The 14,426-nt window shown below is 61.7% G+C and carries 13 protein-coding genes; 7 read left to right on the forward strand and 6 right to left on the reverse strand.

Translation table 11 applies throughout. The features are described from left to right. Positions 1-2 precede the first annotated feature (2 nt). Together CQ002_RS15405 and yghU are read left to right on the forward strand one after the other, a co-directional pair. Complete coding sequence (locus tag CQ002_RS15405) at positions 3-1,103, forward strand: agmatine/peptidylarginine deiminase (protein ID WP_105161992.1); 1,101 nt, start codon at positions 3-5, stop codon at positions 1,101-1,103. Between the two features lie 44 nt (positions 1,104-1,147). Next, positions 1,148-1,981, forward strand: a complete 834-nt coding sequence (gene yghU, locus CQ002_RS15410) for a glutathione-dependent disulfide-bond oxidoreductase (protein WP_105161993.1) — start codon at positions 1,148-1,150, stop codon at positions 1,979-1,981. Positions 1,982-2,062: 81 nt separating this feature from the next. Here yghU and CQ002_RS15415 read toward each other — a convergent pair whose 3' ends face one another. Continuing rightward, positions 2,063-2,935, reverse strand: coding sequence for an undecaprenyl-diphosphate phosphatase (locus CQ002_RS15415; protein ID WP_034103870.1), 873 nt, complete (start codon positions 2,933-2,935; stop codon positions 2,063-2,065). Between the two features lie 179 nt (positions 2,936-3,114). Here CQ002_RS15415 and CQ002_RS15420 point away from each other — a divergent pair, with 179 nt between their 5' ends. Both CQ002_RS15420 and CQ002_RS15425 read left to right on the forward strand, forming a co-directional pair. Continuing rightward, positions 3,115-4,098 (forward strand): GNAT family N-acetyltransferase, encoded by a 984-nt coding sequence (locus CQ002_RS15420; protein ID WP_371919455.1) that lies wholly within the window; start codon positions 3,115-3,117, stop codon positions 4,096-4,098. 79 nt (positions 4,099-4,177) lie between these two features. Beyond that, positions 4,178-5,302, forward strand: coding sequence for an alkene reductase (locus CQ002_RS15425; protein WP_105161994.1), 1,125 nt, complete (start codon positions 4,178-4,180; stop codon positions 5,300-5,302). Between the two features lie 68 nt (positions 5,303-5,370). On the opposite strand, the gene CQ002_RS15430 is transcribed toward CQ002_RS15425, so the two are convergent. Further along, complete coding sequence (locus tag CQ002_RS15430) at positions 5,371-6,369, reverse strand: NAD(P)H-quinone oxidoreductase (protein ID WP_105161995.1); 999 nt, start codon at positions 6,367-6,369, stop codon at positions 5,371-5,373. Between the two features lie 198 nt (positions 6,370-6,567). Here CQ002_RS15430 and CQ002_RS15440 point away from each other — a divergent pair, with 198 nt between their 5' ends. Both CQ002_RS15440 and CQ002_RS15445 read left to right on the forward strand, forming a co-directional pair. Then, complete coding sequence (locus CQ002_RS15440) at positions 6,568-7,443, forward strand: LysR family transcriptional regulator (protein ID WP_034103879.1); 876 nt, start codon at positions 6,568-6,570, stop codon at positions 7,441-7,443. Between the two features lie 76 nt (positions 7,444-7,519). Further along, positions 7,520-7,906 carry a DoxX family protein gene (locus CQ002_RS15445; RefSeq protein ID WP_105161997.1) on the forward strand — a complete coding sequence of 129 codons (387 nt, stop codon included), beginning with the start codon at positions 7,520-7,522 and terminating at the stop codon, positions 7,904-7,906. Positions 7,907-7,952: 46 nt separating this feature from the next. Here the strand turns inward: CQ002_RS15445 and CQ002_RS15450 are convergent, their stop codons facing one another. After that, positions 7,953-8,771 (reverse strand): alpha/beta fold hydrolase, encoded by an 819-nt coding sequence (locus CQ002_RS15450; protein ID WP_034103883.1) that lies wholly within the window; start codon positions 8,769-8,771, stop codon positions 7,953-7,955. A 166-nt stretch (positions 8,772-8,937) separates the two neighbouring features. Between CQ002_RS15450 and CQ002_RS15455 the strand changes: the two genes are divergently transcribed. Beyond that, positions 8,938-10,005, forward strand: a complete 1,068-nt coding sequence (locus CQ002_RS15455; protein WP_034103885.1) for an NAD(P)-dependent alcohol dehydrogenase — start codon at positions 8,938-8,940, stop codon at positions 10,003-10,005. Positions 10,006-10,159: 154 nt separating this feature from the next. Here CQ002_RS15455 and mntP read toward each other — a convergent pair whose 3' ends face one another. The 3 genes from mntP to CQ002_RS15470 all read right to left on the reverse strand — a co-directional run bounded on the left by mntP (position 10,160) and on the right by CQ002_RS15470 (position 14,420). Beyond that, a complete protein-coding gene (mntP, locus tag CQ002_RS15460) occupies positions 10,160-10,723 on the reverse strand; it encodes a manganese efflux pump MntP (protein ID WP_034103889.1) in 564 nt (187 codons plus the stop codon). A 1,060-nt stretch (positions 10,724-11,783) separates the two neighbouring features. Continuing rightward, the gene (locus CQ002_RS15465; RefSeq protein WP_158260142.1) at positions 11,784-13,493 is read right to left on the reverse strand and encodes an SMEK domain-containing protein; all 1,710 of its coding nucleotides are present in this window, start codon (positions 13,491-13,493) and stop codon (positions 11,784-11,786) included. 54 nt (positions 13,494-13,547) lie between these two features. Beyond that, entirely contained in the window at positions 13,548-14,420 is an 873-nt protein-coding gene (locus CQ002_RS15470) for a LysR family transcriptional regulator (protein ID WP_105161999.1), read from the reverse strand. Positions 14,421-14,426: the final 6 nt, after the last annotated feature.

Genomic DNA, 14,426 nt, shown 5'->3' on the forward strand with positions numbered 1-14,426 from the left:
GCATGCCAACCCGTCGCACCTTTATCAAACACGCCAGTGTGGTCTGTGCCATGACCCTGATCGCCCCGCACATCCAAGCCAACCGCCGTGGCCGTTTCTACATGCCCGATGAGGGCGAGAGGCACCGCCAGGCCTTCATCGCCTTTGGCGCCCAGGACGCCATTTGGAACGACTTCACTGCCGATGTGCGAGCCGCCCTGGGACGCATCGCCCGCGCAATAGCCGAGCATGAACCGGTCACGGTGTTCTGCCGCGAAGACGAGCGCCTGCTTGCCGAAAAACAGTGCGGCACGCGCAATATCACTTTCGTGGAAACCGCGCTGGATGACATCTGGATACGCGATACCGGCGCCAACTTCGTCATCGACGGCGCGGGCGGGTTGGGGGCAGTGGACTTCAACTTCAACGGCTGGGGTAACAAGCAGCAGCACGACGATGACACGCTCCTGGCCGCACGGATCGCCGAGGAAACCGGCGCGCGCCACCTGCGCAGCGAACTGGTGGGCGAGGGCGGGGCTATCGAAGTGGATGGCCTGGGCACCGGCATCATGACCGAAAGCAGCTGGATAAACGCCAACCGCAATCCGGGTTGGAGCAAGGCCGAGGTCGAAGCCGAGCTGAAAGAGCGCCTGGGCCTGCGCAAGATCATCTGGCTGCCGGGTATCCAGGGCCGGGACATCACCGACGCCCACGTGGATTTCTACGCGCGTTTCGTGTCACCCGGCGTGGTGCTCGCCAACCTGGACACCGACCCTGACGCCTATGATCACGCGGTCACCCTGGCGCACCTGGACATCCTGAAAAACGCCACCGACGCCGATGGTCGCGCCTTGCAGGTGCATACCGTGTCGCCACCGCTCAATGGGCGCAAAAACCGCTTCACCCAGCAGAACCCGGATTTCGCCGCAGGCTATATCAATTATTTCGTCATAAACGGTGCGGTCATCGCCCCCGAGTTTGGCGATTCGGTAGCGGACCGCAAGGCACTGGACCTGCTGGCCCGGCTCTACCCGGAACGCAAGGTGATACCACTCAATATCGACGCGATTGCAGCGGGGGGCGGTGGCATTCACTGTGTGACGAGCCATCAACCTTTGGTTTAGTCTGGAGCGCTTCGCTGATCGCAAGCACGTCTGGAGCAGTAAGCATGACCGATTACGTACCCCCGAAAGTGTGGACCTGGGACACCGAAAGTGGCGGCACCTTCGCCAGCATCAACCGGCCGATTGCCGGCGCGACCCATGACAAGGAACTGCCGGTGGGCAAGCACCCGCTGCAGCTGTATTCCCTGGCCACGCCGAATGGCCAGAAGGTCACGATCCTGCTGGAGGAGTTGCTGGCCCTGGGCCACAGCGGTGCGGAATATGACGCCTGGCTGATCAAGATCGGTGATGGCGACCAGTTCGGCAGCGGGTTTGTTGGCGTGAACCCGAACTCCAAGATCCCGGCACTGTTGGACCGCAGCGGTGCCACAGCGATTCGGGTCTTCGAGTCCGGGGCAATTTTGCAGTACCTGGCGGAGAAGTTCGGGGCGTTCTTCCCGACTGAACCTGCGGCTCGCGCGGAATGCCTGTCATGGTTGTTCTGGCAGATGGGCAGCGCGCCGTACCTGGGGGGTGGGTTCGGGCACTTCTATGCGTACGCGCCGAGCAAGATGGAATACGCGATCAACCGGTTCGCCATGGAGACCAAGCGGCAGCTCGACGTACTCGACCAACGCCTGGCAGTGAGCGAGTACATCGCCGGGGATGAATACACCATCGCCGACATCGCCATCTGGCCCTGGTATGGCGGGTTGGTCAAAGGCCGCTTGTATGGCGCGGCGGAGTTCCTGTCGGTGCATGAATACAAGCACGTATTGCGCTGGGCGGATGCGATTGACGCGCGGCCAGCGGTGCAGCGGGGGCGGCGGGTGAACCGGGTGTCTGGCGCACCTGAGGAACAATTGGCCGAACGGCATGACGCGAGCGACTTGGACTAACGGTCTGAGAGGGTCAAAACGGTGGGAGCAGGCCAGCCAGCTCCCACATTGGAGGTGGGGTGGGTTGAGAGCAATGTCGAATCAGCTCAACAGCCCAGTGCTCACCGCGACAATCAGGAAGACCCCCAGTAGTGCGCGGTAGATCACAAACGGCCAGGTGGAGAATCGCTCCAGGAACTTCATCAGCCCCCAGATCGCAAAAAACGCCGAGACACTCGCCACCACCAGGCCGAACAGCAAATGCGGCCAGGCATGCACGGGCAGGTCGGCATGCAGCAACGCCCACAGTTCCTTCAGGCCCGCGAGGGCGATGGCCGGCAGGCCCAGCAGGAAGGAAAACCGCGCGGCTTCCTCACGCTTGAAATTGAGGAACAGCGCGGCGGTGAGGGTGGAACCGGAGCGCGAGACGCCCGGAATCAACGCACCAATCTGTGCAATCCCCACGATCAGCGCATCCCGCAGGCGCATCTGACCCATCTCCCGGGTGTGGCGTGCGCGCACCTCCGCCACCGCCAACAGCACCGCCATCACTACGCAGGAAATGCCGATCACCCCCAAGCCGCGCAAGGGCGAGTTGCAGGCATTCAGCGTCGAAGACAACGCCAGGCCGGCAATCCCGATGGGAAGGGTTGCCAGTACAATGGCCACGGCCAGCTTGAACCACGGGTCGTTGTAGTCACCCCGGCGCACCGCGCCGATGCTGCCGGTGGTCACTTGGCGCACATCGCGCCAGAAGTAGCTGACCACCGCCGCCAGCGCTGCCAACTGCATGGCCGCAGAAAACGCCGAGCCGGGGTCCTGCCAGCCGAGCAGGGCGGGTACCACGCGCATATGGGCGGTGGACGACACCGGCAACAGTTCGGTAATGCCCTGGATCACGCCCAGGATGAAGATCTGCAGGTAATCCAGGGAGGCAAAACCCACATCCAGGCCGGCGGAACAGACGTTGGTCAAAATACGTGTCCTTGAAAAAGGGGAGGCAATTTCGCGGAGTTTATTCGAAATGTTTCAGGGTTTTGGCGGAGGCAACACCTATTTGCAATCGGTTCAGCAAGTAGAAAGGTTGGCCGCTCTAGTGGACTGTCCGTGGGTTTTGTGAACAATGTCGACCTGCATTCCTGACCGAGAGCCCCATGCCTGAAACCACCGTTGAACTGATCCAGACCGGCCCGGAGCACGCCGAGCTGATCCGCAATCTCTACCAGTACTACGCTTATGAATCGTCGGACTGGGAACAGGAAGATGTCGAGGCGGACGGCCGCTTCTACATCCATGACGAACACCTGACCCGTTACTGGCAAGACCCGCAGTGGAGCGCCAACCTGCTGTTGGTCGATGGCTACATTGCCGGCTTCCTGTTGATCGAAGGCAGCGAACTGCCGGGCATCGACGCCCTGGAACTGGCCGACCTGTTCATCCTCAAGCGCTACCGCCGCAAAGGCATCGGCCGCGCCATCGCCAGCCAGGTGCTGTGCAGCGGCGATACTGGGCGCAAGACCGGCTTCTGGCTCGAAGAGTTTGCCGCTCCCTATTACGCGTTCAAGGACGCCGGTGCCGACGTGGTGCTGGCTTCTCCTGCCGGCGGCCAGCCGCCGCTGGACCCGGTCAGCGACCAGCCGGACTTCCAGACCGAGCAGACCCACCGCTTCGCCGCCGACCCGGCTGCACAACAGGCCCTGGCGACCACGTTGAAGCTGGACACGGTCAACGCCGACGACTTCGACACCGTGTTCTACCCAGGCGGCCACGGCCCATTGTGGGACCTGGCGGAATCGCCGGTGTCGATCGCCCTGATCGAGTCCTTCGAACGCGCGGGCAAACCGATCGGCTTTGTCTGCCACGCACCGGGCGCCTTGCGTCACGTCAAGGCGGTCAACGGTGAGCCGTTGGTCAAGGGCCGTCGTGTCACCGGGTTCTCCAACTCGGAAGAAGCCGCGGTGGAGTTGACCAAGGTGGTGCCGTTCCTGGTGGAAGATGAGTTCAAGAAGTTGGGTGGCCATTATGAGAAGGGGGCCGATTGGCAGTCCTTTGTCATTACCGATGGTTTGCTGGTCACCGGGCAAAACCCTGGCAGCTCCAGTGATGTGGCCAAGGCGCTGCTGAAACTCACCGCTTAAGTTAATTAACCGTTCGATTCATTGGCGACTGTCATCAGTCGCCAATGCTTTAGCGTGTCCGCAATGTGGAAGTTATTAAATGAATGACCCTATTTTAAGCACCCCGGTCAAACTGGGGCACCACACACTGAGCAACCGTATTGTCCTGCCGCCGTTGACGCGCCAGCGCAGTGCCCAACCGGGTGATATCGCCACCGACTTGATGGCCGAGTATTACCGCCAACGTGCCACGGCCGGTTTCATGGTGAGCGAGGGCACGCAGATTGAACCGCGTGGCCAGGGTTACGCGTGGACACCAGGCATCTACACCCCGGCGCAGATCGACGGCTGGCGCAAGGTCACCCAGGCGGTGCATGCCGAAGGCGGGGTGATCTTCGCCCAGTTGTGGCATGTCGGCCGTGTGTCCCACAACGCCTTGCAGCCAGAAGGAGGCGCACCCGTCGCACCGTCGGCAATCCAGGCACTGCAGGCCAAGGCGTTCATTGAAACGGCGCCGGGCGAGGGTGAGTTGAAGCAACCGCCGGTTCCGCGCGCCTTGACGGCCCTCGAGATCGAGGAACTGGTCGGGCACTACGCCCAGGCAGCACGCAATGCGCTGGATGCCGGGTTCGACGGCGTGGAAATCCATTCGGCGAATGGTTACCTGGTCAACCAGTTCATCTCGGCCCACGCCAACCAGCGTGATGACGAGTACGGTGGCTCGCTGCACAATCGCTTGCGTTTTCTACGCGAGATCGTCGAAGCCGTGAGCGCCGTGGTCGGTCCGGAGCGCCTGGGGGTGCGTTTCTCGCCATTGTTCAGCGGCACCGATCAGGACCGTGTGTACATCGGCCTGGTGGAAGACGACCCGCATCACACCTACATCGAAGCGATCAAGGTGCTGGAAGAATCGGGCATCGCCTATGTGTCCATTGCCGAAGCCGACTGGGACAACGCCCCGGTGTTGCCGGAATCGTTCCGCCGCGCGGTGCGCGATACCTTCAGCGGGCGGATCATCTACGCCGGTCGCTACACCGCTGAGCGCGGTGCTGATTTGGTCGAGGCGGGGCTGGCGGACTTGATCGCGTTCGGGCGGCCATTCATTGCCAACCCGGATCTGCCACAGCGGCTATTCAACGGGTGGCCGTTGAATCCTTTGCGGGCTGATGGGCTGTATGGCGGGACAGAAGCCGGGTATATCGACTACCCGGTGTACGCCCAATAGCCTTGCAGCACTGACCCATGTGGAAGCTGGCTAGCGATGCCAGCTCCCACAAAAGTCAGCCCCCGGTGTTATTGCACCCGCAACACAATCTTGCCGATATGATCGCCGCCCTCCATCCGCGCATGGGCCTGGGCGGCGTCGGTGTATTCGTAGACTTTGTCGATGATCGGCAGGCACCGCCCGGCGGCCAGCACCGGCCATACGTATTCGCGTAGCTGTTCGGCAATCGCGGCCTTTTCATCCCTGGTGCGTGCACGCAACAGCGAGCCGGTAATCACCGCGCGTTTGCCCAGGATGCTCAACAGGTCGACGTCGTTGGCCTTGCCGCCACCGAGGAAGCCCAGCATCACCAAGTGGCCGTCCATGGCCAAGGACTTGATGTTGTTGTTCAGGTAGGAGGCTCCCATGATGTCGAGGATCACGTTCACGCCTTTGTCAGCAGTCTGCTTGGCAATGACCTCGGCAAAGTCCTGCTCGCGATAATTGATCGCTTCGGCGCCCAGCTTGGTAATCGCTGCGCACTTGTCGGCACTGCCGGCAGTGGCGAAGGCCTGGATACCGAACTCGCGGCACAGCATCAGGGCGGTGGTGCCGATGCCGCTGGTGCCGCCGTGGATCAGCACGCGCTGGCCTTTGTGTGCCCCGCCGAGACCGAAGAGGTTGGCCCACACGGTAAAGAAGGTCTCCGGCACGGCGGCGGCCTGAATCCAGTCCATGCCCTCGGGGATCGGCAGGGCCTGGCTGGCCGGTACGCTGCAGAACTGCGCGTAACCCCCGCCATTGGTCAAGGCACAGACTTTGTCACCGACGACGTATTCGCTCACGCCATCGCCCAGCGCGACCACTTCCCCGGCCACTTCCAAGCCTGGAATCGGGCTCATGCCGGGTTTCATCGGGTACTTGCCTGCACGTTGCAAGGCATCGGGGCGGTTGACCCCGGCGGCATGCACGCGGATCAGTATCTCGCCGGTGCCTGCGACCGGCACCTCGGCCCGGCGCGGTTGCAGCACTTCAGGCGCGCCGGGGGTAGTGATTTCGATCAAGGTCATTTCTTTGGGAAGCGTCATTTCAGATTACCTGCAGCGATGAGCGTATGGGGTGGGACCGTGTCGAGCGGTCGGCGGTTCAGCGCAATACTGTCCAGCGATTTCCAGGCTGGCACGTCAGAAGTTTTTCTCTGGGGACCAGTGTATCCAGGATTGTTGATGCAATAATGCTGCGATTTGGCAGCGCTGCGATGCATTTATGCAGCATTGGAGGCATCGATGAATTGGGATGATGCACGGGTGTTCCTGGCGGTTTGCCGCGAGTCGACGTTGCGCGGCGCCGCCAGGGTATTAGGTGTGGACCAGGCCACCGTGGGTCGAAGGATCAACGCCCTGGAAAAGTCCTTGAACGCCACCTTGTTCCTGCGCACCCGCGAGGGCTATGCGCTCACGGCGGTCGGCGAAGCGGCGTTGCTGTCGGTGGCGAACATGGAGCGCTCGGCCCTCGACCTGCAACGCCAGGTCCAAGGCCTGGATGACCGCCTGACCGGCACAGTACGGGTGACCACCACCGATTCCCTGGCCATCGACTTCCTGATTCCGGCCATCGCCCGCCTGCACGACAAACACCCCGACGTGCGCGTGCAACTGGACGCGTCCACCCAGATCCTTAGCCTGGCCAAGCGCGAAGCCGATATCGCCGTGCGCAATACTCGCCCGGACAACCCCGACCTGATCGCCCGGCGCATTGCACGGTGGCCGGTCGGGCTGTTCGCATCCCAGGGCTACATCGACCGCCACGGCGCGCCCGAACCCGGCAGCCTGTTCGAAGGCCATGACCTGGTGGCCTACCAACCCTACCTGCAAGGCCAGAAAGACCTGACCCTGGTCTCGGAACCCCTGGGGCGCGGGCGCATTGTCGCGACCTTGAGTTCCAGCCTGCTGGTGCGCCGTTCCATCGCAGCCGGCATTGGCATCGGCGAGATCCCGGTGCACACCGGCGAGATGGATGGGCTGGTGCGCCTGTGGCCGCAGCGCACGCGGCCATTGCCATATGACGTCTGGCTGGTGACCCACGCCGACCTGCGCCACACCGCACGGGTGCGCGCAGTGATCGATGAAATCGTCGCGGCGTTCGCGGGCACGGGGGACTGAGGTCAGCACAGGCTTGCAAGCGTGCGGCGGGCGTTGTCGACACAATCGACCTGTATGTCAACCACCGAGAGCACGTATGCACGAATCGAAACGTCAGGACCTGGGGCTATTGTTTCTGCGCGTCAGCGGGGCGTTGTTCCTGTTGTGGGTACATGGCTTGCCCAAGCTGCTCAACTACAGCGAGCAATTGAAACTCATCGAGGATCCGTTCCACCTGGGCGCGTCGGTCACGCTGCTGCTGGCGATATTCGCCGAAGTGTTGTGCCCGCTGCTGATCATGGCTGGCGTGCTGGTGCGCCTGGCGTGCCTGCCGATCCTCTGTGTGCTGCTGATCGCCTTGGGGGTGGTGCATCCGGAGTGGACGCTGTTCGAGGCGCAGTTCGGCTGGCTGCTGCTGATCATTTTCACCGCCTTGTTGATCAGTGGGCCGGGACGCCTGGTGCTGAATCAGCGTTTCTCTTGAGCAAAAAAAGGCCGGGCAAGCCCGGCCAAACAAGGAGAGGGTGTTTTCAGCGGTTCAGGAACGCCAGGAGGTCTTCATTCAACGCCTGGGCATGGGTTACAGCGAACCCGTGGGGGGCGTCCTTGTACACCTTCAGCTCGGCGCCCTTGATCGAGGCGGCCGCTACTTTACCGGTGGTTTCGAACGGCACGACCTGGTCACCGTCGCCATGGATGACCAGGGTTGGCACGTCGATCTTGGTCATGTCCGGACGGAAGTCGGTTTCGGAGAACACGGTGACGCAATCCACGGTGGATTTCAGTGACGCCAGCAGGGCGATTTGCAAGGTCTGGGCCTGTACGCCGGCGGAGACCTTCTGACCCTTGTTGATGCCGTAGAACGGTGTGTTGAAATCGCTGATGAATTGCGCGCGATCCTTCAGCAACTCGGCCTTGAACCCGGCGAACACGTCGAGCGGCACGCCTTGTGGGTAGTCCGGCTTCTGGCCGAACAGCGGCGTCACCGCGCCCAGCAACACCAGGCCGGCAACGCGGGCACTGCCATGGCGGGCGATGTAGCGGGCGACGTCGCCACCGCCCATGGAGAAGCCCACCAGGGTCACGTCCTTGAGGTCCAGGTGCTCGATCAACTGGGCGATATCATCGGCGAAGGTGTCGTAGTCGTTACCGGTCCACGGCTGGTCCGACCGACCAAAGCCACGGCGGTCAAACGCGATGGTGCGAAAACCGCGGCTGCTCAGGTATTCCATCTGGTATTCCCACATGTCCGCATCCAGCGGCCAGCCATGGCTGAACAACACGGGCTTACCGCTGCCCCAGTCCTTGAAATAGATCTGGGTACCGTCTTTGGCAACGAAGGTGCTCATGGAAAACTCCTGTGAGGGTGGGCAAAACAATTCAGCCTCACTATTGCGCTAAACCGGACGAAGGGCTTGTACGCGTGTGCTCGGTTGAACGGTTCGGCGTCTATGCTGGTCCACTGATCTCTTACGTCGGATCACACACAACCGTCAGATCACACAGGTGAACGAAATGGCCAAGACTTACAGCTACGCCGCCCAGAACGCCAAGGATTCCCTCAAGCCCTTTACCTTCGAGCGCCGCGCGCCGGGGGCTGATGACGTACAGATCGATATTCTCTATTGCGGCGTCTGCCACTCTGACCTGCACACCGCGCGCAACGAGTGGAACAACACCCTGTATCCCTCCGTGCCCGGCCATGAAATCGTTGGGCGCGTCACGGCGGTAGGCGCCAATGTGCAAGCGTTCAAGGTCGGTGACCTGGCCGGCGTCGGTTGCATGGTCGACAGTTGCCAGCACTGCGCGTCCTGCGCCGAGGGCGAGGAACAATACTGCGAGAACGGCTTTACTGGCACCTACAACGGTCCGGTGTTCGGCGGCGAAAACACCTTCGGCGGCTATTCGGACAGCATCGTGGTCAAGGAAAAGTTCGTGCTGCGCATCTCCCACGACGATTCCAACCTGGCGGCCGTGGCGCCGTTGCTGTGTGCGGGTATCACCACCTATTCGCCACTGCATCACTGGAAGGTCGGCCCCGGCAAGAAGGTCGGCGTGGTCGGCTTGGGTGGCCTGGGCCATATGGCGGTGAAAATCGCGCATGCCATGGGCGCTCATGTGACGCTGTTCACCACGTCACCCAATAAGCGCGAAGACGGCCTGCGCCTGGGCGCCGATCAAGTGGTGGTGTCCAAGAACCCGGACGAAATGGCCAAGGTCGCCAACAGCCTGGACTTCATCCTCAATACGGTTGCCGCGCCGCATGATCTCGATGCGTTCCTCAATCTGCTCAAGCGCGACGGCACCATGACCCTGGTCGGTGCCCCCGACAGCCCGCACCCGTCGCCGACGGTATTCAACCTGATCTTCAAGCGTCGCAGCCTGGCTGGCTCGCTCATTGGCGGCATCCAGGAGACCCAGGACATGCTGGATTTCTGCGCCAAGCATGGGATTGTCTCGGACATCGAAATGATCGATATCCAGGGCATAAACGAGGCCTATGAGCGGATGCTCAAGGGGGACGTGAAGTACCGGTTCGTGATCGACATGGACAGCCTGAAAAAAGAAAGCCACGCCGCCTGATACCCCCGATGACGCATCGGTGCTAGCGGCTCTTTGTGGGAGATGGCTTGCCTGCGATACAAGCACCTCGGCGTTTCAGATGCACCGAGTTGATTGCATCGCGGGCAAGCCCGGCTCCCACATAGAGCGGCCATTTTGGGTGGTGGGCGGTGCTTCAGGCCGAGAGATGTTCGTACAGGATCGTCGCGCCCACCAGCATCAGCACCCCACCACCGACCATCTCGGCGCGCTTGCCCACCACCGTGCCCAACGCTCGCCCAAGCATCATGCCGAGGGTCACCATGGTCATGGTCGCCAGGCCAATCGCGGCCGCCGCCACCAGGATGTTCACGTCCACAAACGCCAGGCCAACGCCGACCGCCAGTGCGTCGATGCTGGTGGCAAACGCCGTGACAGCCAGGATCATGAACGAATGCTGGGTCGGTTTCTCGGCTTCTTCATCATCGGCCTTCAACCCGTTCCAGATCATGTGCAGCCCCAGCCCGACCAACAGGGTGAAGGCGATCCAGTGGTCCCAGTTTTCTACCCAGCGCGTGGCCGCGTGACCGATGGCCCAGCCGATCATCGGCGTGATGGCTTCGATCACGCCAAAGATCAGGCCAGCGCGCAGGGCTTCGGTGAGGCGGGGTTTATGCAGGCTGGAGCCTTTGCCGATGGCTGCCGCGAAGGCATCCGTGGACATGGCCAGGGCGAGGAGGATCAGGGAAATGGGGTTCACGGTAAGGCTTCCAGTCGGGCTATATGAGACAACGACACAGCCACGCGCCCGACTTCAGGCATGGATGTGTCGCTGGTCTCACCAACCGAAAAGACGGTGTCCGCACCACGGCAGGTTGCCGAATATGTTGATACGAACGCTTCCGACGGGATCAGAAGCCGGTTACTCCCCAACGAGGTGGGCGATCTTAGGCGAGCGGATATGAAAATTCCGTTAAACGAGTGTGCTACATCACGCGGGCGGCGGTGCAGGGGGTGTGGTGGGGACCGCTACCTAATTGAACCCCGCGATCCAAAAATCTGGGAGCGGGCTTGCCCGCGAAGGCGCCCTGACAACCAACCACTGTCTACCTGTCACCCCACGATCCAAAAATGTGGGAGCGGGCTTGCCCGCGAAGGCGGCCTGACAGCCAACCACTGTCTACCTGTCACCCCGCGATCCAAAAATCTGGGAGCGGGCTTGCCCGCGAAGGCGGCCTGACAGCCAACCACTGTCTACCTGTCACCCCGCGATCCAAAAATCTGGGAGCGGGCTTGCTCGCGAAAGCGCCCTGACAACCAACCACTCTCTACCTGTCACCCCACGATCCAAAAATATGGGAGCGGGCTTGCTCGCGAAAGCGCCCTGACAGCCAACCACTGTCTACCTGTCACCCCACGATCCAAAAATGTGGGAGCGGGCTTGCTCGCGAAGGCGGCCTGACAGACGATCAGGAGATTGGATCAGACCGGGTACATATCCGTTATCTAGGTAACGGCTGCTAGGGGTTCCGCTCTTACAGCGGGTCACTTTGGAAAAGCCCCAAAGTAACCAAAGGGCTCTTGCCCCAACACTCGGCACCTCGCCTAGGCTCGGTGTGCCCGTAATCCGACAGGGATTTGGGGGGCCGCCGCCACGCGCCCTCCATGGCGCGGGGCGGCTAAACCGGCATCCCTGCCGGTTTACCCCCCAAATCTCTGTCGAATTCCGGCCAGCGTGTTTGATGGGGCTCCTCAGATCAAAGGCTAGATCAAAAGCCAGATCAAGATCACGATCAACAGCGGCTCGCTTCGCATCGTGGTTAGCGGTAGTTGCTACTTTGAGCGATAGGGCGGCTGCTTTGCAGCCGGTCTACATGGAGGTCGAGGAAGATGAATCGCTTTCTCGGGTCCGCGGCGGCCATCTCCAGTTGCTCATCGATCAGGGCGCGCGCCTGATCAACCGACAGTTCGCACTCATTGCCTTGGGCGTCCGCGCACCGCAAGGGCGCTTGGCAGAGCTGCGCGATGTCACACGCCTGATAGCCGTCGATGCGTTTGGCGCCGGGTGCCGGGCTTGCGATGGCGCGCCAGGCAGCCTGGGTATCGACGTGCTGCTGGAGTACCCGGCACCTGTGCTGCAACTGTTGCAGGTGCTGGAATCCGTGGAGCACTGAGGGTAGATAATCATCGTTGAAGCGCGAGGTCAGCGATGGTTGCCCGGTGAACTGCCAGCGGCCATCGAAATGGATACAGTCTTGCCCTTCCAGCGGTAACCCGGTTCGATGTTGCATCAGCTCTGCCAGCAGTATATCGGTGCAGCTTGCCAGGATGTCGTCCTGTGGCCATTGTTCCCAAGTGACGGAAAAGTGACCAAATCCCTGTCGGGAAAAATCACGAAGCGCGGTACTCAGAAACACTGCCGCTTGACGATGGTGCAGGGTATTCCACGGCTGCACCCCCAAGTGTGCATACACATCACCATAGGTGCCGCGGGCTTTGTAAAACACGAGGAAGGGCACGTCCCACGCACCTTGCGGCGTATGCTCAAGGTGTTCGAATGGGTTATCGAGGCCGTCAGGAATCACGATACAGAAGTGCGCATGCCCATAGCGTTCGGCAACGTTGGAAAGCAGACCTGCGACATCGCCAGTCGTGCGCCATGACGAACTGTTGTAGTAATCGCCGATCCGGTCATCGGTACCGTTGAGCCAGCCCACTGGCACATTGAACTGGTCCGCGATGGCCGTGCAGATGCCTGGGGTGAGCCACGGCTGCAATCCGTGGGCGGTGGTTATGTCGGTAGGTGCTTGTGTCGGGTCAATGCCCAAGATTTCGTTGAACTCTGATCGCCTGAGGTCATGAGCATGAAGTACTTGCAATACACGGTCGGCGTTTTTGTTGAAATCACCCAGCAGGGCCAGCGCGCGTTGACCCATCTCTTCTTCCAGTCGCTGTACGGCCTCTTCTATACGCGCCTGGTCGTTGGCCTGTGCCATGCGATAGAGCGACTCAAGGTCGAGAATGTCGGTACGCGGATCGAACTGGATGCCTGCCCGACGTATGTGCTCCGCCAACGACGCGATTGGATAATTTTCCCGCCGTCCGCAGAGCATCACCAGGAATAGCCGTTGGGGCTTGACGGGCAAGGCGGCGAACTTTTCCAGGGTTTTCCTGACTTTGTCGGGCGTGCGCGTCGTGGTGACTTGAACACCGAGCGTGCCATCTTCGGACAGCAGGTCTATGGCGGGGTGGTTGGGGGTTTCCTCATTGAGGTTCTTGAATTTCCCTCTTCCAATCAAGCACGACATCAGATCGGCGATCAACGATTCGGCAAGCCGGTTGTTGTCCAGAAGCTGGGCGTAGTTTTTGATCTCGACGTAGTGCTTGAACACTGCCAGGGCCAAGGCCAGGCGATCAAGTTGAGTATTGCGAGAGTCAGCGGTGTGATTCATGGCGAGCCGTGCTGCTGCAAGTTGAACGTGGAGTGTGTCAGGCGCGAAAGCCCAAGGCCATGCTCGGCCGTTGTCCATGTTAATCCTCGCGCCCGGCGCCATCGTCAACGGCTATCGCCGGCAGGTCGACTGCTACACGGGACTGCGTAGGACGCCGCGGAAGGTGGCGCTCAGTGCACGCAATGTTTCCCTGGAGCGGCTATCAGTGATGCGACTGTGCAGGACGACTTCGCTCATGGGTAAGGCGGGCAAGCCGTATTGCTCGCTTACGTCTACCGTGCCAGACGGTGCCACGCGGTGGGCGAGGGCGGCGATGCCCAATCCGGCGCTGACGGCTGCGCCCACGGCCATGACGCCGCCGCCGACGAATACTTCTGTCCAGTCGATGCGCGCGGTGTCGAGGGCGCGTGTCGCCAAGTGGCGCACGCCGCAGGGCGCGGCCATGGTCGCCATGCGCAGTGGCGTGCCGGGCGTGTGTTGCCAGGTGGGTGCGGCGAACCAGCCGAAGCGCTCCACCACCAACACTTCGCCGTCCTGGCGGTCGCCCTCGTTGCGCACGATCACCGCGTCCAGTTCGTTGCGATCAAAGGCGGCGACCAGGTCGCGGGAGGAGGCGATGCGCACTTCGAGGATCACCAACGGGTCATACGCCGCCAGTCGGCTGAGCCACGTCGGCAGGTCGGGGCCGGCCACGTGGTCGCTGATGCCGATGACCAGGCGCCGCCGTGCAGGGTTGCCCATATCGCCCAAGGCGCGTTCGTGGGCATGGAGCAAGGCACGGGCGGCGACGATGAAGTGTTCGCCCTGGGGCGACAGCCGCACGTGGCGAGGCGTGCGTTCGAGCAGGCGATAGCCGAGGCGCTCCTCCAGCCGTTTGAGCTTGAGACTGATCGCCGCCTGTGAGGTGTCGAGGGCTTCGGCGGCGCGGGTGAAGCTGGCGAAGTCAGCCACCCGCACGAAGGCCTGCACGGTATCGATGTCCAGTGGTTTGGGCGCGTCGGTCATATCGAA

It is taken from the genome of Pseudomonas sp. MYb13 (assembly GCF_002980075.1).
Classification (GTDB): Bacteria; Pseudomonadota; Gammaproteobacteria; order Pseudomonadales; family Pseudomonadaceae; genus Aquipseudomonas; species Aquipseudomonas lurida.

Bases quoted from the DNA above. Each gene is read 5' to 3' on its own strand.
- CQ002_RS15470 (WP_105161999.1), bottom strand. From the start codon at position 14,420: ATGACCGACGCGCCCAAACCACTGGACATCGATACCGTGCAGGCCTTC.
- CQ002_RS15450 (WP_034103883.1), bottom strand. From the start codon at position 8,771: ATGAGCACCTTCGTTGCCAAAGACGGTACCCAGATCTATTTCAAGGAC.
- CQ002_RS15465 (WP_158260142.1), bottom strand. From the start codon at position 13,493: ATGGACAACGGCCGAGCATGGCCTTGGGCTTTCGCGCCTGACACACTC.
- CQ002_RS15405 (WP_105161992.1), top strand. From the start codon at position 3: ATGCCAACCCGTCGCACCTTTATCAAACACGCCAGTGTGGTCTGTGCC.
- CQ002_RS15455 (WP_034103885.1), top strand. From the start codon at position 8,938: ATGGCCAAGACTTACAGCTACGCCGCCCAGAACGCCAAGGATTCCCTC.
- CQ002_RS15430 (WP_105161995.1), bottom strand. From the start codon at position 6,369: ATGACGCTTCCCAAAGAAATGACCTTGATCGAAATCACTACCCCCGGC.
- CQ002_RS15445 (WP_105161997.1), top strand. From the start codon at position 7,520: ATGCACGAATCGAAACGTCAGGACCTGGGGCTATTGTTTCTGCGCGTC.
- CQ002_RS15425 (WP_105161994.1), top strand. From the start codon at position 4,178: ATGAATGACCCTATTTTAAGCACCCCGGTCAAACTGGGGCACCACACA.
- yghU (WP_105161993.1), top strand. From the start codon at position 1,148: ATGACCGATTACGTACCCCCGAAAGTGTGGACCTGGGACACCGAAAGT.
- CQ002_RS15440 (WP_034103879.1), top strand. From the start codon at position 6,568: ATGAATTGGGATGATGCACGGGTGTTCCTGGCGGTTTGCCGCGAGTCG.
- CQ002_RS15420 (WP_371919455.1), top strand. From the start codon at position 3,115: ATGCCTGAAACCACCGTTGAACTGATCCAGACCGGCCCGGAGCACGCC.